The following is a 21862-nucleotide window of genomic DNA, read 5'->3' on the forward strand; positions in this document are numbered from 1 at the left end:
AAAAGTTAAGACTTAAGCGCGTACTTCTTTGCCAGAAGCAAAACGGCTCAATGCGCCAGTAGCAGCAATACCCTTGTACAAGTACCACATAACTACACCACCAATTACAGCACCAGAAATCATGCTGCAAAGTGTGTGAATCATCATGAATGCGCCGAAGATTGGAACACCTGCGTAGTAGAACGGATAGGTTGAAACGATTCCACCCAAACCAGCTAACGCGCCAGAAAGTGCAGTCAAACCAACGTTCCACTTGCGATACATAACAAACAAGAATGCAAACTCAGCGAACAAGCCCTGAACAAAACCAGGAAGAACGGTACCAATACCGCCCCAGTGGCTACCAACAGTCAACTCAACCATTGCAGCAATAAACTCGCCGAATAGTGCAGCGCCTGGCTTGCGAACCATAATAGCAGCTAAAGGACCAGCGAAGTAGAACAAACCATAGTACAATGCGCTAACGCCTGGAACTGGAATAAGCTTAAGAGCAGCAGAAATAGGCTCACTAATCAAGCCGATGCCCCAGAAGATAATACCAGAAGCTACAGCAATAACAACCGTGAGCGTAACATCAGCCACGTTCCAGCGCAAGGATGGACGCACGGTCTCTTCTTCAACAGATGTACCCATTAGGGTCTCCTTTCATCTTTAACCAATCAAACAAAGGCGACCCTGCAGAAAACTCCGTACGTCGGCATTACCCGATTCACGTTAAACGGTTAGACAGTAATCTTCTCAGCTCTTAAAAGAGCACCCGTGCCTGATATCATTCATATTGCATCAGACAGCTAGGACATATTTTATAAAATTCAAACATAAAATTAACAAAATCGCTCATTAAGATAATAGAAACTCTAATCAAAATACAGCGAATTAGAATTTTTTTCGCTTAAACGCATAGATCTAATAGGCTTTTCTAGCCAATATTCACACCATTGTTCAACGCATTTAGATGTTAAATCGTCTATACTTGTTCCGTCTAAATTTTGCCAATCGCCATTAATTAATGAAATCATTTGAAAACGCGCTAAATCATTGCACTTAATAGACTCTAAAGCATGATCTTTAGAGCACATAACTCCACCACTAGCTGCCGAGAAATAGGCTAAATCATTGCGTGTTGAACAAATAACGCACTCATTTAACCTAGGAGACCATCCAGCTAATTGCAATGCTCTTAAAACGTACGAAAGCGCGATTGATTCAGCACTATGCAAACTTTTAGAAAGAGCAGATAAAGCAGCTATAAGAAGATTGTATTGTGAGCAAGAATCCGAATATTGCGCGTGAGACGAGACTAAATCGTCCGCAATCTCTGCAATCATGCTAGCACAACTATACAGATTGTAATCCGCACAAATGCTACCAGCATAAGGCGAAACTAAAACCGCTTGAGAAATAACATCAAAAGTTTTGCCAGTTGCAAAAAGTGCATTAACACGCATAAATGGCTCTAAGCGCCCACCAAATCTAGATTTTAACCGCCTTACACCTTTTGCAACAGCTCGAACCTTGCCATGCTTTTTAGTGAGCATAACAATAACTCGATCAGCTTCCCCAAGAGGAAAAGTCTTAAGAACAACAGCTTCATCGTTATATAACGGCATTAATCAATAACTCTTAGCTTATATAATCCCTAAATCTAAGTGAAAAATAGATTATTAATTATGATTTGGGTTTACAAATCCGCCAAAATTAGATTCGCCAGTATCGTCAAAATCATCTGAATCATTATTTGCTTCGCGAGAAGAATCTTCAACCGAAGTGTCAAAATGGTTCATAACAGGGAACGAAAGATCTGGAATATCTAAATTAAGACTTTGCGAAGGCTCGAACTTAGGCGAAGCAAGAAGTGAAAGATTCAAATCTCCAATGGATTTAGAATCATTTGCATTGTTCACATTCGCACTGTTAGCACTTACATTATTTGCATTTGCATTATTCGCGCTAACATTATTCGCAGCATTCGCGTTGTTTTCTGCAACTTTTTCTTTGCCAAAATCATTATTGTTAGCATCAGAATTATTGGAAGCAGCATTAGGAGCATAAGACGGAGGGAATGCTGGAGGCATAACAGTAGACGCTTGCGACATTTCGTCGTCTGTATCGTCACTAGCTTCAACACTCGCAGAGTGAGGAGTAAAAATCGCCTTCTGTGCATGATGCTCAACAGGAATAGATGGAGGAATTGCTGGAGGCATTAATGGAGAGGGAGCTGGAGATGCCTTAGGTTCAACAGCACTAGGCGCAACAACACTAGGTTCAACAACACTAGGCGCAGAAGATGTTTTAGAAACAACATTTTCTTGTAAATCATTATTAGACTTAGCAGAAACGCCAAAATTAGCAGAATCAACAGAATCACTAGGATCAAAGTCTGTATACTTGGCAACTCGATCATAAGACTCAAGTCTGCTTAATAAGCGAACGCAAGCATTTAGATAATAATCCACCTGACGCTCGTCATATCCCCGTTTTCCAGAACGTTGAGTAAACAGAACATTAGAAACAAACATTGCGTCAATTTTGTCTAAATCACTTAAACTGCTTCCCCAAACTGGATTATATCCAAGAAGAACAGCAATCTTATCTAGCGACTTATTTACAACATTGTCTACTTGTTTTTTATCGTAAGAAGGCTTACGCGATTGCGCGGAATCAAAGCGCATTTTATAATCGCGCTGGGAATGAGAAAGCAAAACTCTATATTCTTCGTCTGCTTGCGCCTTCCAAACAACCTTGCCGCGATTAGAAATCTCGTACTGCGTAGTCTTATCTACAACTGCACGCTCTAATCTAGAAAGAGCAGCATCTACTTGAGGAATAGCATATCCTTCATCTTCTAGATCGAAAGATACGTCTTGAATATCTTTTTGAGTAAGACTAATGTCGCTAGATTCATACAAAGAATGAGCACGCTCAAGAAAATCATTAACTTGCTCTACGCTGTAACCCTTCTTGCGCTTACCTACACGCTCAATACCTGAAGAATTACGCGCGGTATCAGGTTTACTCGCCATAAACAATAGACCTCCTGAACAGATTCGTATTCATTACACTTTACGCGATTGTTAAGACGCATAAACAAAACACACGCAAACACGCAAATGATATATGCGCAAAACACGCCTAAAACACAAATCAACGTTCTAGTACACACCATACTGTATCTTGTTTCAAGCGGGCGATTAGCTCAGCTGGCTAGAGCGCCACCTTTACACGGTGGATGTCGGGGGTTCGAGTCCCTCATCGCCCACTTTCCGCTTTACAAGTTCTTAAAGAATCTAGATTCTTCCCAGCCTTTATTTTTACTAACGCTTTGTATGCGTCATCCAATGTTTTTACGCTTACAACTTTTAAGCCTTGCGGAATATTCCCAACAACTTCATTGCAATTGCTGTTTGGCGATAAGAACCATTTAGCTCCGTCTCTTTTTGCAGATATCATCTTTAATCGAATACCGCCGATTGCCCCAACTTTCCCAGAGTTATCAATGGTTCCCGTTCCAGCGATTATTTTTCCACCAGTCAAATCTGTGTTTGTAAGCTTGTTCAAAATACCCAAAGCGTACATCATGCCTGCAGAAGGTCCACCAATATCGTCTATATGCAACTTAATTTTTACGTTTTTTACATTCACATTAAGATGCTTCTTCGCATAATCCAAAGCCGCCACTTGCGCAGAAGATTGCGAAGAAGTCATTTGCTTATTTGTTTCTTTTTTATAATCACTTGCGTTTTGATTTACTGGAACAAGAACTTCTCTAGGTAAAACTTGCTTTTTAGAATCAAACCAAGATGCAATCGCATATATATTTGGAATCTCGTAACCTGGTATTCCAGACGTATTTACTGTTACTAAAAGAAGCTTTCCACTTTTTGACGAAGATTTATAGTCAGTATTCTTAACAGCGCTATTTTTAACATTAATCACATATTTTCCAAAAGACTTTCCTAGAACATCTTGAGTTGGCCCAGGTTCTTCAACAACATACGCACTTGGTAGAAAAAGCGCGATAATCGACATAACTACAATAAATAACCCAACAAAATACCTAAATGACTTAGCGGAAAAATATTCAATAAGATCCCCAACAGTATTTTTAAGAGTAGCGAATATATTTCTATTGATTTTATTAAACACGTACGTAATCTTATTAGGCATCTTATTAGGCATAAAATTAATAGTATATGTAAATGTGCATAACCTACACTCTAAAAACCCTCACAAGATGCGGTTTTTGAAAAAATTTGAAAAAGTTATACACATTATTAATTTATTAGCAAAAATCACCATGTATCGAGTAGAATCTTTTATACGTGGTTAAAACTGTATAGTTAAAAACTATGTAAACAAACATAAAATATACGCAAATATATTTAACTTAGGTACAAACTTCATAAGGATTGAATATGAGCGAAGAAGAAATTCACCAATGGCTTGTTAGCTGCTTTGGCCCCGAAGAAGGAGAAAGAGCTTGGTCTAACTTTGAAAATCTTCCTTTTGAAGTTCGCGATGACATTCTTACAAGATGTTCAAACGGAGGCCTTCCATCTCCAGAAGAAGTTCATTCGTTAATGAGTGCCTTTGCCAATGGCGGCTTAAACACGCCTTTTGAGATGACGGAAACACTTAAAGAAGGTCCAATCAATAAAAGACTTGCTCAATTGCTTGCTTGCCAAAAAGCAACTGGAGATGGCGGTACAGTAAACGCACAAGTTGCAGATGCAACAAGAAGAGCGCTAAGTGAAGCAAACTTATGGCTAGACGCTAATTGCAATCTAAATCCAGTATCTGGAACCCCCGATGTTCTTTCAAGAGAAGACTGGGTTAATGGAACTATAGATTCGTGGATTAAGTTTGCAAACCCTGTTGCCAAATCGGTTAGTAACGCTTTTTCGGATGTTATTGCCGAAAAATTTGGAGAAGACCAAGACTTAGAAGTAGAAGGATTATACGACGGCGTTATGCCAATACCTATGCCAGATGGCGTAAAAAAGCCAGAACAAATGATGAGCCTTCTTGCTAACACGTCTTTTGCAATGCAATTAGGATATGCTGCTGGAAATTTATCTCACGAGATTCGCGGAAGCTTTGATCAAGGTATTTCACTTCTTAAAAACCCTGCAGGCGGTCTTGTTCCTTACAATTGCATAGATTACGCAAAAAAGTGGGGATTAGACATTAACGAAGTTATGAATTATCTAGCATTGCGAGAGCTTGCTCACGCACGATTGTTTGCATCTGCACCTTGGCTTATGCCTCGTTTTGAAGCACTAATAATAAAGTATGCAGCTGGAATTTCGATTGACTTAAGCGCTATGGAAGAACAGCTTAGAGATATTGAAGGAATGAGCCCAGAGTCTATTTCGGGAGCTGTTGACTTATGTAATATTGCTCGAAACGATACAGAAGGTCAAAAACAAGCATTAAAAGGATTAGAAACACTTCTTGCGCTTAGCGAAGGATGGGTTGATTGCGTTATTTGGCGTGCTGGAATGGCACACATTCCACACATTGAGCAGCTTAGAGAGATGACAAGGAGAGAACGCGCTGCAGGCGGCCCTTCCGAAATGACTTTCCAAGCTTTAACTGGATTAAAGTTGCGTCCTAGAGCAATGCGCGAAGCTGCTGCAATGTGGGATGCGATTACAAACGAAAAAGGCATTGAGGAACGCGATGCTATGTGGAACCACCCAGATCTTTTGCCAGAATTACCAGATTTTAGCGAAGATAAAGAAGATACTAAGGATAATAAAGATAAAGAAGATAATAAAGACGATACTAATAAAGTAAATAAAAATAACGAAAACAATAAAAACAACGAAAATAACGAAAACAACACTAATAGTCAAAACAATACGAATAGTCAAAATAGCGATAACACAACTAAAAAAGAATCTGAACAAACAGATAGCAATAATTTAGCAAACATTAATCTAGAAGAATTAAGCAAGAATATGCTTGATTTAGAAGATTTTAAGAACAGTGACGATTTAGAGCAAAAACTTAAAGACGTTAATTGGGACGACGAATTAAGTAAATTATTGGCATCTAGCGATAGCGAAAACAACGATCAAAACTCAAACCAAGATTCTAATGCGGACTCTGAAGAAGATTCTGACAAGGACTCTGACACAGATTTTGGAGCAGATTCTGACGAAGACTCTAATCAGCAAAAAAGCGACGAATAAAGTTACAAACTGATTCGCAACTGATTTATAAGTGACTTGTATTAGAACAATTGCATAAATACATTTATTATGAAGATGCATTTATTCTAAAAAGTGGCTTACAGACCTTTGCATTCCGTTGCCGTAGTCTTTGCAAATTGCATAAGATATGTGCAATGTTGCTTCCGCGCGCGTTATTGCAACATACATAAGCCTGCGCTCTTCTTCGTTTGCATCTTGAGTTCTATTAACGCTTCCAAATGGAAGTAGACCTTCGCTGCAGCCGATTAAAAACACGTGCTTAAATTCCAAGCCTTTAGATGCGTGAATCGTAGAAATCGTTACAGGAAGTAAAGATTTTTTGATTAAATCTACTTTTTCACGCTCACTGCCGCCATCTTTTGCAAAGTCAATGTCTTTTGCATCGCCACTTTCAACGTATTTTTTTGAATCACTCAAATCGCTAGCGTTTGAATCTTCAAAATTGTTTTCTAAAACATCAATTTGCAAGCCAGCGTCTTTTCTAACAGAAAAATGTATTCCTAAATCACCCAAAGTTTTGCAAAATATATTCTGTTGAGCATTAGTACGAGTTAGAATAGCAAAATCCGTAGGAAGCGCTTTTCCTGATTTAACAGCATTATAAATTCGTTGAGCAACATCAACAGCTTCGTCGTAATCCGTGTTGTAAACAGTTTTAGTAACGCGAGCGCCACCCTTATTTTTTGACATGAGTCTTAAATAATCACATCTAAAAGCAGACTTAGAAAGAACCCGATTAGCAAGTCCTACAATACGTTCCGTAGATCTGTAATCCGTATTTAGATTAATGTCTGCACAAAGCGGCGCAAACTCGTTAGGAAATTCAAGTAAATCGTAGCTGCTTGCTCCTGCAAAAGAATAAATCGTTTGCGCAGGATCTCCAACAACGCAAATATTTCGATTATTACCAAGCCAGCATTTAAGAAGTTCATGTTGAAGAGGAGAAACATCCTGATATTCGTCAACAGTAATCCAGCCGATTTTGCTACGTATTTTCTCACATGCTTTAGGAAAAGCGCGCAGAACATGGCATGCAAGAAGCAGCAAATCGTTAAAATCAATAAGATTCCTTGTGTTTTTTTCTAACTCGTAAGCTTTATATGCTTCAACAAATTGATTAACGTCTAGAGCTGCAGGAAGATCTCGACTAACGCAAGAATATGCGCGCGCGTAATCATCTGGCGCAATAAGACTAACTTTTGCCCAGTTGATTTCTGCAACAATATCTCTTATTTGCGCAGAAGTCATATCTGCAAAATCCGTGTAATGACTTAATGCTTGCTCAGTAACACTTTTTGGATCATCCATTATATTTGGAAAAGGAGCTTCGCAAACGTCATTCCAAACTCGTCTTAAATGCTGTAAAGCTGCAGAATGAAAAGTTGCAACAGTTGCATTATTTACGCCTAATTTTTTAAGGCGATTTTGCATTTCTTTAGCAGCTTTTACAGAAAAAGTAACAGCTAAAACGCGATTTTCGTCCCACTCTCCTTTTGCACACGCGTACGCGATTCTTCGTGTAATAGTGCGAGTCTTACCTGCTCCAGCGCATGCAGTAATGCGCACTGGACCTTGTAACGCCATTGCTGCTTTGCGTTGAGAATCATCTAAACCTTCTAGCAAAGACTGTGCGTAATCTTTACCATGATTTTTGTTAGATTCGCGCTTCTTGCTTTCTAAAGACTCTTGAGTAGAAATCATAATTCTATTGTTACAACAAATAAAGAAAAAATAAAAGCATAAAACGCTAATGTGGTTAAAGGCTATTTAGCTATATCTCGTTGCTTTGTATTAATGTTGAACTGTGACACAGATAAGCAGATTCAAGTTGGTAGCGCTGGCCTCATCGGTCATGCCAGAAGTACAATTCGCCGGAACGCGCCAAAGCGAGCAGGCAAACGCCACCGATGCCGCTGCTGGCATATCTCACGCTGTTATTCAAGACGTTTCGGGCAGACTTTACGACATTTTTGTTAGCTCTAACGCTAAAGGTCAAAAACGTTTGCACGATAGAGCGCGAGCAGCATGGGTATTGCAAAAAACTAAGGGTCTTGCAGCTCTTGGATTTGCTCACGAAGAAATGCTTAAGTTTGTTCCTGGGTCGCTTTCAAATAAGGCAAATCAAACTAATCATGCAAACCAAGCAAATCAACAAGATTCCACTAACAGTCAAAATCAAAACGAATTACATTTTGACTCAATAGGAGAAGCTGATTTTAACAATCCAACAGTGCTTATTTGTAATCATCTAAACGGAAATGCAAGAGAACTAAGCCTTCTTACAACAGATGATTGTGTAAACGCTGGAACTGCAATAGGCGCGATTCATAGACTAAGTCCGTCGTTTTTAACTAAAAGCGATTATCCTTCTTTTACTACTGGTCAAATTCGCACGCAATTAACGTCTTGGATTAAAAGATTGCGCCAAGCAGGCCATATTCCTACAGAAATAACAGATAATTGGTCTAGAGTTTTAGAAACTGATGGATTGTGGTCATTCGACACTTGCCCAGTTCACGGCGGATTCAAAGATGGTGATTTTCTATTTTCTGGGTCTACTATTACAGCTATAACCAATTGGCAAAGCATGCAAATCAACGATCCTGCTCGCGATTTAGCGTGGATTTTTGCAAAGCTTAACGAGCAGCATAGAAACGCTTTGCTAAGTGCATATGGAAGAATACTTGGGTCTAGATTAGACAGCATGATTATGCTTCGAGCAAATCTTTGGTTGCAAATGGAGCAAGTTGGAGACTTTATTCAAGCTTTGCAACGCGCAGATACAACTGGAATAATGAGATTTAAAGCGCAAGTGGAACGTCTTGCTCACGAGCTTACTCGCATAAATAATTCTAGAGCAGCAAGCGCAAATCAAAACAATAATAGCGCAAACCCAGCGTCTTCTCTTACTGTAGGAGATATTGTTAAAGACGATATTGTTAAAGATAATTCTATTAAAGATAATGCCGTTAAAGACGATACTATATCTTCGGACGCTACTAACGAAAAAACTGTTGTAACGCTCAAGCAAGAAGATCAAAAAGACTATAAAGATAATACATACGAACAAACTATAACTATAAACGACAACACTAACGCCACTGAAACTGCCACTAAAACCGCCACTATTGCAGACGGCTTGGAAACGCAAGTTATAAGCAGCGTTAACAAAACTAACGATGTGAATAACAATGCAACGAACGAAGTTAGCAACAGCAATAATGATTTCGTAGATAAAGCTGATGCAAATAGTAATGTAGAACGTATCGAAAGCGGCGAAGGTGTAGACAGTAACAATAGTGTTGAAAACGTCAATACAAATAGCAACGATGGTAATGGCAATAATAGTAATGGCAATAATGGCAATAAAAATGAAGATTTAGATAAGCCAGCAACTATTATTATTCCAATGCTAAAAGATGCAGAACTTGCTATTAAAGACGCAAAAAGCAAACTAGAAAGCACAAGAACAAGCGCAAATACAGGTGAAAGCACAAACGCCCAAAACTAATACATAAGCGCATAAAACACTAAATAACAATAATTAATCTAAACAATTAAGGAATAAAAATGAAGGTAACAATTGGCGTTAAGCACGTAAAAGACACTATTAGCTTTGAAAGCGATCAAAGCGAGCAAGATATACAAAACATTATTGAAAGCGCTATTAAAGACGAAAAGGCGATTAATCTTACAGATAAAAACAATCGAAAAATTTTTATTATGGCAGACTCTTTTGCATATGCGATTATAGGAGATACGCCAACTCACACCGTTGGTTTTAACGCGTTTTAACGCTACTAGAACACTGCTAGAACACTACTAGAACACTTAACACGTTTATAACGTTTTAACAGCGCAATTTTAATTCATCTAGTAATTTAGGATTTTAGAAACAACATTGCAACTTGTTGTTTCTTCTCCGATTTTATTTGGCTTGCCACTGCCATGCCAATCGGATCCACCAGTAACAAGCAAATTCAAGTCTTTTGCTAACTCCAATAGTCTTTGTCTTTGCGTTAAAGAGTTGCCACGATGATATACTTCTAAACCGTTAAGACCAACGCTTGCATAGTGTTCTATTTGAGAATCCGAAAGAATAACAAGATTCCTACTATAATCCGCAGGATGCGCAATAACGCTTACTCCCCCAGCGTGTTTAATAACTTTAATAACCTCATCAACGCTTGGAGATGGCGTTGGAATGCAGTATGGGCCATGTGGAGCAACAGGGCCTGCAAAAGCTTGTGACCTTGTTTCAAAAACGCCTGCAGCAACAAGAGCGTCTGCAATATGCGGACGGCCAATCGTAGTTAGCGCACCTTGCCCTGCTTGTGCAAGAACATCTTGCCAAGTAATCGGAAAATCATGAGACATAAGATCAACCATTTTGCGCGTGCGTTCCAATCTGCGTTTTCTTGTAGTTGCAAACATTTCATTAATGCACTCGTCGTTTGGATTGTAGTTATAAGCAAGCACGTGAACCGATATGTTTCCTTCTACAGCAGTTATCTCCGATCCAAAAATAACTGGAAAATCAGCGTTTTTAGCAGCTTCTTCAAAATCATGCCAGCCAGCAGTAGTGTCGTGATCGCTAATAGCTACTCCACTAAGTCCAAGATTTTTAGCTTCATCTACTAATTCTTTTGGAGATTTAGTGCCATCCGAATATAAAGTATGACAATGCAAATCCCACCCTAAATCTTGCGATTTAGAATCCAAACTAAAGTCGTTATTCGCACTACTACCTATTACAGTCATATAATTATCGTAAACTGTGGCATGTAACGGTTTTAAGTCTAAACAATATCTAAATACATTAGCGCTTTGAGGAGTGTTTATGGGTAACCACAATAATCGCATGAATTCTTGGCGACATTCTGCCGCTTGGGTTTACATGATTATGCTTATTTCATCCGCAATTGCACTTTTAACATCGCTAATACTTTCTTCCGAAACTTTAGCTCTTGCACGCGCACCGCATAAAGCGCTTGGATGCGACGTAAACACCGTTGTTTCGTGCTCTAAAGTGGCTCAATCTTGGCAAGCGGAATTCATAAGATTTGGCGAACTAAGCTTCCCTAATGCTTTCTTTGGAATTGCAGCAGAAAGCGTTTTCGTAACGCTTGCTGTAGTTGGAATAGCAAAAGTAAAACTTCCAAAATGGCTAGCAACTTTTAGCTGGATTGGTGGATTATGCGCACTCTTGTACGCTTATTGGCTGTTTACGCAATCTATGTTTGTTATACAAATTCTTTGCCCATGGTGCCTTGTTTTAATGTTTTGCACAACTTTGCAATTTATGTCACTTACACACGCAACATTTAGTGTGCAAGAGATTGGATCCAAAAATAAGATTTTAAGCGCTTACTACCGACTAAATTACGATTTAATCGTGGATTTGCTTTGGATTTTTGCTCTTGTATTGCTTATTTTAAGCAAATACGGCAATGCTATATTTTCATAAGTCGCAAGTAAAATCGCAAGTAAAATCGCATTAGATAAGACGCAATTTAAGCTACAATCAGAAATCACCATTAAGTAGCGATTGTGCTAGCTTAGCAATACGATTACTTGAATCGGAGTTAGTAAGCACAACGCTTCCACTATTTTCGCTTGGCGCAAGCAAATCCTTAGACTCTAAAACGCTTTTAAGATGGTGAATAGTGCCATCATTACCGTCTACAATATTCACGCAATCAGGCAAAAACTCACGGAAGTAGCTTTTATAAAACACAAAATGAGTGCATCCCAAAACAACTGAATCAATATTCGTTAAATCGTAAGAATCAAAATACTTGTGCAAAGCGCTCATAACAATATTTTTATTGCCTAAATCGCCATTTTCCACAATTTCTACCAAATCTGGGCAAGGTTTAGAAAAAATCTTGTGATTTTGCGTAAAACGATTCATAAGTTCTGCAAACTTGCGCTCTCTAAGCGTTAAAGGCGTAGCTGCAACGATTACGCACTGAGGCTTGCCGCCACCCAAATCGCAAGCAAGCTTAAGAGCAGGCTCCATGCCAATAATCGGCATATTGTAATGCGCGCGCAAATCTTTAACAGCAGCAGAAGTGGCAGTATTGCAAGCAATTACAACAGCTTTAACATTAAGACTTGCAAAATGCTCAACAATCTTAAAACTAAGATCTCGAACTTCTTGAGGAGTTTTTATGCCATAAGGCGCGTTTGCAGAGTCGCCAAAATAAACAATGCGCTCGTTAGGCATAGCTGCGCTAAGTTGACGAACTACAGAAATGCCACCAAGCCCTGAGTCAAACACACCAATTGGAGCGCATGAAGTCATAAAAACCTCCTAATAGACTCTTATTATGTTACTTTTTAGCACAAACATAAGCGTTACAAAACAGCATCAATAAGGCTTTGCGTGTAGGAATTCTTAGGGAAACGCAATACATCTTTAACGCTTCCCTGCTCAACAATTCTTCCGCCTTTTATAACGCTAACTTGGCTAGCAATACGGCTTACTAAAGCCAAATCATGCGTTATAAACAAGCACGAAAAGTTGTACTGCTTTTGCAAGCTACTTAGAAGATTTAAGATTTTTAGGCAATGGTTTGCATCTAACGCCGAAGTTGGCTCATCTGCAATAATCAAAGAAGGACGATTTATTAACGCTCGCGCAATGCCAACTCGCTGTTTTTGGCCGCCAGAAAGCTCGTGCGGGAACCTGTTTATTAAGCTTAATGGCAAATGCACTTGATTAAGAACAAACTCCACGCGCTTTTTGCGCTCTTCTTCGCTAAGACTTTTATTGGCAAGAAGAGGCTCGGCAATGCTCCAGCCTACTGTTTTTAAAGGATTTAACGCCGAGCCAGAATCTTGGAAAATGAATCCAATATTGCTTAAAATCTTGCGATTCGCGTGCTTTTTGCAATCGGAGTATAAATTAAGGCCCTCTATGCTTATGCTGCCAGATTCTGGCTTAAGCTGGCCAGAAATAAGCTTTGCAATCGTTGTTTTTCCAGCACCAGATTCGCCAACCAGCGCATGCGTCTTCCCCTTTAAAATATTAAGGTTCAAATCACTTATTGCGGATTTGGAAGAGTTGAAAATTTTAGAAGACTTAGCATATTTGGCAGAAACATTTTGAATGTTTACGCAAAAATCGCCAGCATCCGAGCTAGTTGATTCGCTAGCTAAATTATTAATATCAAAATCAACAATAGAGTCTAAAAGAGAGCGCGTATAGCTGTTTTTAGGATTAGAAAACACATCTTTAACTAGTCCACTTTCAACAATACTGCCACTGTTCATAACATAAACTGTGTTTGCAACAGCCTTAACAACGCTCATATTATGCGTAATAATCAAAACCGCAATATTATGCTTTTTAGCTAAATCGCGCAAAAGCTGCAAAATCTTACGCTGAGTTGTAACATCTAAAGCTGTTGTAGGCTCGTCTGCAATAAGCAAAGAAGGTAGATTAATAATTGCCATTGCAATCATTGCGCGCTGAAGCTGCCCGCCAGAAAGTTCGTGCGGATAAGACCTATAAACGCGATTTACATCCTTTAGGCCAACCTCGCTAAGGGAATCAAGGACTCGCGATTTTCTAGCGCGAGCGCTCATCTTGCCAAACTTTTCGGGATGATATTTTAACGCCTCTTCAATTTGCTTGCCAAGACGCATAACGGGATTAAATGCAGTAGATGGCTCTTGGAACACCATTGAAATAAGCCCCGAACGAATATAAGAATACGGAGCATTATTGCTTAGCAAATCCAAACTGTCATTAGCGCTTGTATTAATAACCGCTTTGCCAGAAACACTAAAATCGCCTGAAAGAAGACCCATTAACGCCAACGAAGTTAATGACTTTCCCGAACCAGATTCGCCAACCAGCGCGCTAATTTTGCCCGCATATAAGTTTAAATATACGTTATGCGTAATCTGATTTTTGCCAATCGCAATAGACAAGTTGTTAACACTAAGCACTGGGTTTTCGCGATTTTCCAACATTTTATTAAATCCTTTTCTAGTTTCTAAGCGAAACTCGCGCATAGTTTGGATAAGCCGGGAAAGACCCAACGAAGAAGTTTTCCACATTGCTTCCGTGAATATAAGTGTTCTTAGAGTAAATAAGCGGAACAATTGGAGAATCGCGCATAATCTCTTTATCAACCTGCTGCCAAAGCAAATCTGCACGCGACTTATCTATAACGCCAACAGCTTGGCGAATCAAGGAATCCACTTTTGGATTCGAGTAGCGAGATATATTCCAATTGCCACCGCCTATTTGCGAAGAATCAAAAAGCGGACCAATATTTGCATACGCAGAAGGAAAATCAGGCTGCCATTTAGACAAAGCTAAATCATAATCGCCAGAATCGCCAGTAATCATATCTGTAAAAATCTGCGAATCCACAGTTCGTATAGAAACATCAATTCCAACGCGCTTTAAGCTTGCTTGAATAGAAGATGCCACTTGCGCCTGATCTGGGCGAGCAATAAGACTAAACTTTAGTTTAGATTTACCCGATTCCTTTAATAATTGTTTAGCCTTTTCTACGTCCCCACGCGGATTTGCAGAATATAGATTATAGACTTTGCGCTCGCTTACGCCTGGAGTAATAAGCGTTGTTGCAAAACCGCCAGCAACCGCACCGCCCTTTGCTCGCTGATACGACTGCTTATCTACAGCGTACTGAATTGCCTTGCGAATCTTAACATCTTTAATACGTCGATTGTTCATGGCCAAGTATTCCAACGCTCCGTCACCGCTTGTAATTAAAAGATTGCTTGACTTGTAGCTTGCTTTAGCTTGCGCGCGTTGAGCTGGAGGCACAAAATCTGCAAGAATAGCATTGTCTGCACCAGAATTGCCTTGAATCATAGATTGTGCAGCAACAGAAGGATCAACGCCAAGCTTCCAAATTATCTTGTCTGGGTAATTAGCTCGAATTGAATCCGCGCTGGAATCCCAATTAGTGTTTCTAACCATAACAATTTGCTTGCCAACTTCGTTTTCAACAATTTTGTACGGTCCAGAAGCAACTGGGCTTTTGCCATAATCCTGCGCATTACCAGAATTTAGTGGAACGGGAGCGAATGCAGCCAAAGACGCAACCCAAGGCCAATTAGCAAAAGCAGCATTTAGCTTAAAAAAGATTGTTTGATTGTCTGGAGTTTCAATCGAATCCAAAGATTTACCACTAAACGGACCGGCATAGTCTTTAGCACCTTGTAAAAGCGCTTTGTGGTAACCAAATCCGCCTGTAAGCGAGTTTGCAAAAGAACGCTCAAGACCATATTTAATATCTTTAGACGTTATTGGGCTTCCATCCTGGTATTTAATCCCTTTTTTAAGAGTGTACTTCCAAGTTTTTCCGCCGTCTAAAGCAGTTCCTGTATCTGTTGCTAAATCGGCAACAACACTCGTTTTGCCACTTGGCGTTACTTTCCACGTTGTTAAAGCGCGGAAAACTAGGCTATTAGAGGTTATTGGTAAACCCTGACTTCTTGCAGGATCAAAATCCATTTTTGATTCGGAGCTTAGAATCGTAAGCGTTCCGCCCTTTTTTGGATTGCTATTAAGCACAGAAGCATTAGGGAGTCTTTTTTGTAGATTTTGACCACTTTGCACAGCAGATTCGCAAGCAGAAAATGCATAAACCAGCGAAAACACTAGAATTACGGAAATTGCTCTTAATGTATTTAGAGCAAAACCACGATTAACTTTTTTGATGATTTGATAATAATTTTGCATATTTTGTGCATTTTGCATGATTTTTCCTTAATTTTTTATAAAGTTATAAAGTTATTAAAAATTTTTATTATTGTGATTTAAAGAAGACTTTAGTAGCGACTTTAGTTGCAACCTTAATGGCAATTATTCTGGCGATTTTAACGCTCACTAATCACCGCTTTAAAGGGCGACTTTAGCCGCTCTAGGATCAAGCAAACAATAACAGACGTCAACAATAAGATTTGCAATTATTACAAGAGCGGCCGAAAACAGCGTAACTCCAACCAAAACTTGCAAATCAAAAGTCTTAACAGCGTCTAAAAGAAGCGAACCCAACCCGTGCATAGAGAACACGCGCTCAGTTATAACCGCTCCACCAAGAAGACCGCCAAGATCTAAACCAAACATTGTAAATATTGGTAAAATCGCATTTCGCAAAGCATGATTTAGTACAACATGTGAATCGGGCATGCCCTTTGCTCTTGCAGTTCGCACATAATCTTTACCAAATTCCCTAAGCATTGTAGAACGAGTAATGCGCGCATAAAAAGCGCCATTTATCAACGCTAAAACAATCCAAGCGAGTAGCAGATGCCAAGCCCAGTTAAAAGGATTAGCAAAGAAGCTAACATATCCGCCCGTAGGAAAAACGGGAATGTAAACCGCAAAAGCAATAATCGCCAGCAAACCAATTAAGTAGGTAGGAGACGAAATACCAATCGAAGATAACGCTACGATTATGCGGTCAATCCACGAATCACGCTTAACAGCTTGCAAAACGCCTGCAAATACGCCAATTAGCATCCACAAAACAGCAGCGCCGATCGCGATTGATGCAGTAACTGGAAAACGACTAAAAATCAGACCAGTAACAGGCTCATTAAGAGCAAAAGACCATCCTAAGCAAGGAGCCGCGCAAACAATTGCGCTGGCAGATGCAGAATCGCCAAAAGTACGGCCAACAAAAATACCCTGCAAATAGTTAAAAAGCTGACTATACCAAGGCAAATCAGTTCCCATAAACGCAGAGACTTGGGCTAAACGTTCAGGCGTGCAAGGTTTGCCGCACATAAGCTGCGCAGGATTTGTTGGAGTCATAAAGAAAATCAAAAACATTGCCATTGCAATAACAGAAATAACAGCCAAAGCGCTTGCAACGCGCCTAATAATGTAAAGAAAAACGCTCATGCTGCTATCTCCATTTTTGAAGAAAGCCAATCGCCCATCATATTAAACCCGAGCGCAAGCAGGGACAAAGATAAACCTGGGAATATTAAATACCACGGGTCTACCAATGCCCACTGCACTGCGTCGGATATTGAGCGTCCCCACGAAGGCGAAGGCGGATTCATGCCAACGCCAAGAAATGAAAGTGCCGCTTCGAGTGCAATACGGCCTGGTATAGAAAGTGTTGTATTAACAATGATTATTGGAAGCATGTTTGGCAAAATCTGATTGCGCAAAACATGAAAAGCACTAGCGCCCATAACTCTGGAAGCCACAGCAAAATGACGATTTTTAAGGCTAAGTGTTTCGCCTCGTACCAATCGCGCCATACTAGGCCAACCAAAAAAGCCGATTACAAGAGTTAAAAGAAGCGGACGCGGGAAAGTTTGAGGAACAATCGCAGAAAGCGCAATCGCAAAGATTAGGAATGGGAACCCAAAGAACACGTCCATAATGCGAGAAATTGCAAAATCAACAAAACCACCAAAATAACCAGCAATAACGCCAATTACAACTCCTAAAACAACGGAGATTGCAGTAGAAGCTAAGCCAATTCCAAGAGAGATTCTTGCGCCGTGAGAGATGATTGCAAATAAGTCAATTCCGCGCAATGGTGTTACGCCAAACCAATGTTTTGAGCTTATTCCGCCTATGCCTGTAGGCAATGAAGAATCCGACAAAACATCGGGATTTTCGCTATATGGATCATTACCTGTAATAAAAGTAAAAAGGTCGGCAAAAATCGCCAATAAAACAAACAGTGATATTATTGCAATTCCAACAATTGCGGTAACACTTGATAAGTCGCGCTTACTACGCGAATAAAATACACCGCCCCTTTTCATCGCCACTCATTTCGTTACCTGCACTTTCATATTGCAATTTTTCTATAAAACTAACAAATACAAACATGAGTAAATTTGTACTGTTGTTATAACGAATCTATAGGAAGGTGTGGAAGTGTAGAAAATCGGAGTGTCGCATTGCTCAAACAAAACGTGCCGACGTATGAATCATACACGGCACGTTTTTTGTTTAGTTAGCTAAAATTTACGTAAGGCTTTAAACTACGCACGCTTAAGACTTACGCTAAGCTCGGTTGCGCTAGAATCAGCCTCTGTAACTTCAAAGCTTGTAGCCAAAGTCTCTTCCGCAATCAAATCACGGAACTGCTCAACTTTAGCAACATCCGAAGCAGGCACGCTCAAAGTCAAAGAGATTCGGTCGCTAATATCTAAACCTTTCTCCTTACGAGCATCTTGAACAGCGCGAATAGCATCGCGAGCATAACCTTCCGCAAGCAAATCGCTAGTCAAAGCAGTGTCAAGCATAACGAAACCGCCAGTTGGCATTGCAGCAGAAGCCGTATTTGCAGCCGCTTTAGCATCCGAAGACTCAACGCGATTCACAAGCTCATATTCGCCCTCAACAAGCGCAACTTCGCCGTTTGGAGTGTTAACAACAGGAGCGCCAGACTCGTCAACACGCCAATCGCCACTCTTAGAAGACTTAATAGCAAACTGCACTTGCTTACCCAAACGAGGACCAGCTGCGCGCGCATTCACCTTAAGCTCGTGAACAATCTTCAAACCATGGCTGCCAGCATCTTCCAAAGTGCAGAATGTAACATTCTTCACATTAAGCTCGCGCTCAAGCACCTGCTCATAAGGCTCTACAGCATCAGTATTTTCTGCAACAACCGTCAAATTTGCCAACGGCTGGCGCACACGCAACTGCTCCGCCTTACGCAACGAAAGCGTAGAAGACACGACCTCGCGAACCTTATCCATAGCAGCAACCAAAGCATCGTCGTGCGCAAGAACCGCTCCAAGCTCAGTCACTTCGCCAGCCTTAGGATTTGGCTCACCATCCGAAAGAGTCTCAGGCTCAACCAAATAAGGCCAATCAGCCAAATGCACGGATTCGCCGCCAGTAAGACCACGCCACACAGCCTCTGCCTCCATAGGAGCAAGAGGAGAAATCGTGCGCATGAACACTTCAAGAACAGTGTAAAGCGTGTTAAAAGCAGTCTCGTCTTCATTCCAGAAGCGGTCACGGCTGCCGCGAATATACCAATTTGTAAGCACGTCAATAAAATCGCTGACGGATGCGCAAGCATCGCTAATCGCAAACTCGTTCAAGCACTTTTCTACGCGCTCAACAAGCAAACGCGTGCGAGCAAGCAAGTAGCGATCCATGTTGCAAAGGCCTGCAACCTCGTCCGCGCGAAGCCTGCGAGCATCGTAGCCCTTGCCACCGTTTGCAGCATTCGCATACAAAGTGAAGAAGTAGTAAGAGCTCCAAACTGGAAGCATAACCTGACGAACAGTATCTCTAATGCCGTCTGCAGTCACAATCAAATTGCCACCACGCAAAATTGGCGAAGACATAAGGAACCAGCGCATAGCATCCGAGCCATACTCGTTGAAAACGCCATTAACATCTGGGTAATTGCGCAAATGCTTACTCATCTTCTGGCCGTCGGAACCAAGCACAATGCCGTGGCAAATCACGTTCTTAAAAGCTGGTCGGTCGAATAGAGCTGTAGCCATAATGTGAAGCGTGTAGAACCATCCACGAGTCTGGCCAATATATTCAACGATGTAATCGCATGGGAAGTGCTCTTCGAAGAAGTCCTTATTTTCAAACGGATAATGGAACTGTGCAAAAGGCATAGAACCAGACTCAAACCAGCAATCGAGAACATCCGTAATACGATGCATTTGAGACTTTCCAGTAGGATCGTCTGGGTTTGGTCGAGTAAGGCGATCGATATACGGGCGATGCATATTCACATTGCCATCGTCGTCGCGAGGATAGTCGCCAAAATCAGCCTTAAGCTCATCCAACGAGCCGTAAACGTCTACGCGAGGATACTTTGGATCATCGCTCACCCACACTGGAATTGGCGAGCCCCAGAAGCGATTACGGCTAATCGACCAATCGCGAGCGTTAGAAAGCCACTTACCGAACTGGCCGTCTTTAACGTTTCCAGGAATCCAATTAATCTGTTGATTAAGCTCAAGCAAACGCTTCTTAATCTTTGTAACAGACACAAACCAGCTAGAAACAGGCTTATAAATAAGCGGAGTTGCGCAACGCCAGCAATGAGGATAGCTGTGCACGTAGCTTTTTTCTTGGAATAGCAACGCGCGCTGGTCTTCTGGCATTTGAGCAAGCGGGCCGTCTCCTGCACGCAAGTTGCGCAAAATTGGCAAATTCGCGTCGAAAACGTACAAGCCTTCGTAATCTGGGCAGTCGCTTGTAAACTTGCAGCCTGCGTCGAGCACGTCAACGCTGCGAATTTCGTGCGCGTTAAGCGTGTTCATATCGTCCTCGCCGTAAGGAGCCTGGTGAACAAGACCAGTACCTTCTGCAGTGTCAACATAATCTGCTGTGAAAATCGTAAAAGCGTTAGGACCAGGAGTGCCACCCTCAGCGAGCGCAGAATCGCTTGCAAAGTATGGGAACACTGGGTAGTAGCGCCAGCCAGCCATCTCAGCGCCCTTAAGTTCGCGCACAACTTCGTAATTTTCGCCAAGTTCCTTAGTGTAGGAACCAAGCAAAGGCTTACCAATGTAGAACTTTTTGCCAGCAAACTTGCCTTCAGTTGGACGAACTTCCACGTAGTCGATGTCTGCGCCGACTACGATTGCAAAGTTTGTTGGAACTGTCCAAGGAGTGGTTGTCCAGAATACTGCGTAAGCGTCGTCTTCGTCGCGAAGCTTAACGGCCACAGAAACAGTGGTATCCTGGCGATTCTGGTACACATCAGCATCCATGCGAAGCTCGTGCGCACTAAGTGGAGTCTGGTCCTTTGGGCAGTACGGAAGCACGCGGTAACCCTTATAAGCCAATCCCTTATCGTAAAGCTGCTTAAATGCCCACATTACGGATTCCATGTATGGAATGTTCAGAGTTTTGTAGCCGCGCTCAAAATCAACCCAGCGAGCCTGACGATGCACGTAATTTTGCCACTCGTTTGTGTACTTCAAAACGCTGGCGCGGCAAGCATCGTTGAACTTTGCGATGCCCATTTTTTCGATTTGATCAACAGACTCGATGCCGAGTTCCTTCTGCGCTTCCAACTCTGCAGGAAGACCGTGAGTATCCCAGCCAAAAACGCGGTTTACTTTGCGACCGCGCATAGTCTGATAACGCGGAACCACGTCTTTTGCGTAGCCTGTGAGCAAGTGGCCATAGTGAGGAAGACCGTTTGCAAATGGAGGGCCATCAAAGAACACGAACTCGTTTTGGCTACCCTTGCCAGACGGGCGATATTCGATTGACTTGCGGAAAGTGTTATTTGCATCCCAGTATTGAAGAACGGACTCTTCAAGCTTTGGGAAGGAAGGATTTGGTGCAACTTGCGCGGCGGCGTTTTCTTGCGCTGATGCTGAAACACTTACCTTTGGGTATACGTTATTTGCGCATGACTTTTCGGACGCGTTTGCTGCTGGATTAGTGGATTCGCTCACTGTGCTCTCCTCGCTCAACAGGGTGAATATTTCCCTGCGAGGACGACAGTTATTGCCGCGGTACCACCTCGCTTGCTGCAAAATGCTTATGCAACGTTTGCAGCCTCTCGTGTTTGGCTATACGGGCCAACCCCGTCGGTTCTAATAAGCGAGGACCTTACGAATCCTCGCCGTTCTTCCGAAAACTCCCCGCCGATAACGGATCATCGCTTAAGTTAGAAACAATCTAA

At 41.3% G+C, this 21862-nt stretch carries 16 protein-coding genes, 1 tRNA gene and 1 riboswitch; of the genes, 5 read left to right on the plus strand and 12 right to left on the minus strand.

Going from position 1 to position 21862, the window contains the following annotated elements; translation table 11 throughout:
- Positions 1 to 12: 12 nt before the first annotated feature.
- The 3 genes from NYP65_RS02775 to NYP65_RS02785 all read right to left on the minus strand — a co-directional run bounded on the left by NYP65_RS02775 (position 13) and on the right by NYP65_RS02785 (position 3023).
- Positions 13 to 633: an ECF transporter S component gene (locus NYP65_RS02775; protein ID WP_004130359.1), complete on the minus strand. Its 621-nt coding sequence runs from the start codon at positions 631 to 633 to the stop codon at positions 13 to 15.
- 36 nt (positions 634 to 669) lie between these two features.
- Positions 670 to 771: riboswitch (TPP riboswitch) on the minus strand.
- Between the two features lie 86 nt (positions 772 to 857).
- Complete coding sequence (gene recO, locus NYP65_RS02780) at positions 858 to 1610, minus strand: DNA repair protein RecO (protein WP_115793815.1); 753 nt, start codon at positions 1608 to 1610, stop codon at positions 858 to 860.
- A gap of 54 nt (positions 1611 to 1664) precedes the next feature.
- On the minus strand, positions 1665 to 3023 hold the full coding sequence (locus NYP65_RS02785) for a DivIVA domain-containing protein (RefSeq protein WP_101889664.1): 1359 nt from the start codon (positions 3021 to 3023) through the stop codon (positions 1665 to 1667).
- Positions 3024 to 3185: 162 nt separating this feature from the next.
- Between NYP65_RS02785 and NYP65_RS02790 the strand changes: the two genes are divergently transcribed.
- Positions 3186 to 3259, plus strand: a tRNA-Val gene (locus NYP65_RS02790).
- On the opposite strand, the gene NYP65_RS02795 is transcribed toward NYP65_RS02790, so the two are convergent.
- Entirely contained in the window at positions 3250 to 4167 is a 918-nt protein-coding gene (locus NYP65_RS02795; RefSeq protein ID WP_414101435.1) for a YlbL family protein, read from the minus strand. The two genes, NYP65_RS02790 and NYP65_RS02795, sit on opposite strands and share 10 nt — an antisense overlap.
- Positions 4168 to 4415: 248 nt before the next feature.
- Here NYP65_RS02795 and NYP65_RS02800 point away from each other — a divergent pair, with 248 nt between their 5' ends.
- On the plus strand, positions 4416 to 6197 hold the full coding sequence (locus NYP65_RS02800) for a zinc-dependent metalloprotease (protein ID WP_473410577.1): 1782 nt from the start codon (positions 4416 to 4418) through the stop codon (positions 6195 to 6197).
- Positions 6198 to 6278: 81 nt separating this feature from the next.
- Here NYP65_RS02800 and NYP65_RS02805 read toward each other — a convergent pair whose 3' ends face one another.
- Positions 6279 to 7919: an ATP-dependent helicase gene (locus tag NYP65_RS02805; protein WP_473410578.1), complete on the minus strand. Its 1641-nt coding sequence runs from the start codon at positions 7917 to 7919 to the stop codon at positions 6279 to 6281.
- 151 nt (positions 7920 to 8070) lie between these two features.
- Between NYP65_RS02805 and NYP65_RS02810 the strand changes: the two genes are divergently transcribed.
- Positions 8071 to 9729, plus strand: a complete 1659-nt coding sequence (locus NYP65_RS02810; RefSeq protein ID WP_473410579.1) for a phosphotransferase — start codon at positions 8071 to 8073, stop codon at positions 9727 to 9729.
- 59 nt (positions 9730 to 9788) lie between these two features.
- Positions 9789 to 10013, plus strand: a complete 225-nt coding sequence (locus NYP65_RS02815) for a DUF3107 domain-containing protein (protein WP_004130375.1) — start codon at positions 9789 to 9791, stop codon at positions 10011 to 10013.
- Positions 10014 to 10091: 78 nt separating this feature from the next.
- On the opposite strand, the gene NYP65_RS02820 is transcribed toward NYP65_RS02815, so the two are convergent.
- Positions 10092 to 10979, minus strand: coding sequence for a PHP domain-containing protein (locus NYP65_RS02820; protein WP_473410580.1), 888 nt, complete (start codon positions 10977 to 10979; stop codon positions 10092 to 10094).
- Positions 10980 to 11058: 79 nt separating this feature from the next.
- Between NYP65_RS02820 and NYP65_RS02825 the strand changes: the two genes are divergently transcribed.
- Entirely contained in the window at positions 11059 to 11685 is a 627-nt protein-coding gene (locus NYP65_RS02825) for a vitamin K epoxide reductase family protein (protein WP_473410581.1), read from the plus strand.
- Between the two features lie 57 nt (positions 11686 to 11742).
- On the opposite strand, the gene murI is transcribed toward NYP65_RS02825, so the two are convergent.
- The 6 genes from murI to ileS form a co-directional block, all read right to left on the minus strand.
- Positions 11743 to 12525, minus strand: coding sequence for a glutamate racemase (murI, locus tag NYP65_RS02830; RefSeq protein ID WP_004132627.1), 783 nt, complete (start codon positions 12523 to 12525; stop codon positions 11743 to 11745).
- Positions 12526 to 12578: 53 nt separating this feature from the next.
- Complete coding sequence (locus NYP65_RS02835; RefSeq protein WP_060785570.1) at positions 12579 to 14201, minus strand: ATP-binding cassette domain-containing protein; 1623 nt, start codon at positions 14199 to 14201, stop codon at positions 12579 to 12581.
- 16 nt (positions 14202 to 14217) lie between these two features.
- A complete protein-coding gene (locus tag NYP65_RS02840) occupies positions 14218 to 15966 on the minus strand; it encodes an ABC transporter substrate-binding protein (RefSeq protein ID WP_473410582.1) in 1749 nt (582 codons plus the stop codon).
- Between the two features lie 141 nt (positions 15967 to 16107).
- Entirely contained in the window at positions 16108 to 17115 is a 1008-nt protein-coding gene (locus NYP65_RS02845) for an ABC transporter permease (protein WP_473410583.1), read from the minus strand.
- Entirely contained in the window at positions 17112 to 17999 is an 888-nt protein-coding gene (locus NYP65_RS02850) for an ABC transporter permease (protein WP_004130389.1), read from the minus strand. Before NYP65_RS02850 ends, NYP65_RS02845 begins: the two co-directional genes overlap by 4 nt.
- 222 nt (positions 18000 to 18221) lie before the next feature.
- Entirely contained in the window at positions 18222 to 21632 is a 3411-nt protein-coding gene (gene ileS, locus NYP65_RS02855) for a mupirocin-resistant isoleucine--tRNA ligase (protein ID WP_415680730.1), read from the minus strand.
- Between the last annotated feature and the right edge of the window lie 230 nt (positions 21633 to 21862).

This window comes from Gardnerella sp. c12Ub_1, from assembly GCF_055804375.1.

Coding starts and splice junctions, on each gene's coding strand:
- recO (WP_115793815.1), bottom strand. CDS start 1,610: ATGCCGTTATATAACGATGAAGCTGTTGTTCTTAAGACTTTTCCTCTT.
- NYP65_RS02815 (WP_004130375.1), top strand. CDS start 9,789: ATGAAGGTAACAATTGGCGTTAAGCACGTAAAAGACACTATTAGCTTT.
- NYP65_RS02850 (WP_004130389.1), bottom strand. CDS start 17,999: ATGAAAAGGGGCGGTGTATTTTATTCGCGTAGTAAGCGCGACTTATCA.
- murI (WP_004132627.1), bottom strand. CDS start 12,525: ATGACTTCATGCGCTCCAATTGGTGTGTTTGACTCAGGGCTTGGTGGC.
- NYP65_RS02820 (WP_473410580.1), bottom strand. CDS start 10,979: ATGACTGTAATAGGTAGTAGTGCGAATAACGACTTTAGTTTGGATTCT.
- NYP65_RS02805 (WP_473410578.1), bottom strand. CDS start 7,919: ATGATTTCTACTCAAGAGTCTTTAGAAAGCAAGAAGCGCGAATCTAAC.
- NYP65_RS02840 (WP_473410582.1), bottom strand. CDS start 15,966: ATGCAAAATGCACAAAATATGCAAAATTATTATCAAATCATCAAAAAA.
- NYP65_RS02835 (WP_060785570.1), bottom strand. CDS start 14,201: ATGTTGGAAAATCGCGAAAACCCAGTGCTTAGTGTTAACAACTTGTCT.
- NYP65_RS02795 (WP_414101435.1), bottom strand. CDS start 4,167: ATGCCTAATAAGATTACGTACGTGTTTAATAAAATCAATAGAAATATA.
- NYP65_RS02810 (WP_473410579.1), top strand. CDS start 8,071: ATGCCAGAAGTACAATTCGCCGGAACGCGCCAAAGCGAGCAGGCAAAC.
- NYP65_RS02800 (WP_473410577.1), top strand. CDS start 4,416: ATGAGCGAAGAAGAAATTCACCAATGGCTTGTTAGCTGCTTTGGCCCC.
- NYP65_RS02785 (WP_101889664.1), bottom strand. CDS start 3,023: ATGGCGAGTAAACCTGATACCGCGCGTAATTCTTCAGGTATTGAGCGT.
- NYP65_RS02825 (WP_473410581.1), top strand. CDS start 11,059: ATGGGTAACCACAATAATCGCATGAATTCTTGGCGACATTCTGCCGCT.
- NYP65_RS02775 (WP_004130359.1), bottom strand. CDS start 633: ATGGGTACATCTGTTGAAGAAGAGACCGTGCGTCCATCCTTGCGCTGG.
- NYP65_RS02845 (WP_473410583.1), bottom strand. CDS start 17,115: ATGAGCGTTTTTCTTTACATTATTAGGCGCGTTGCAAGCGCTTTGGCT.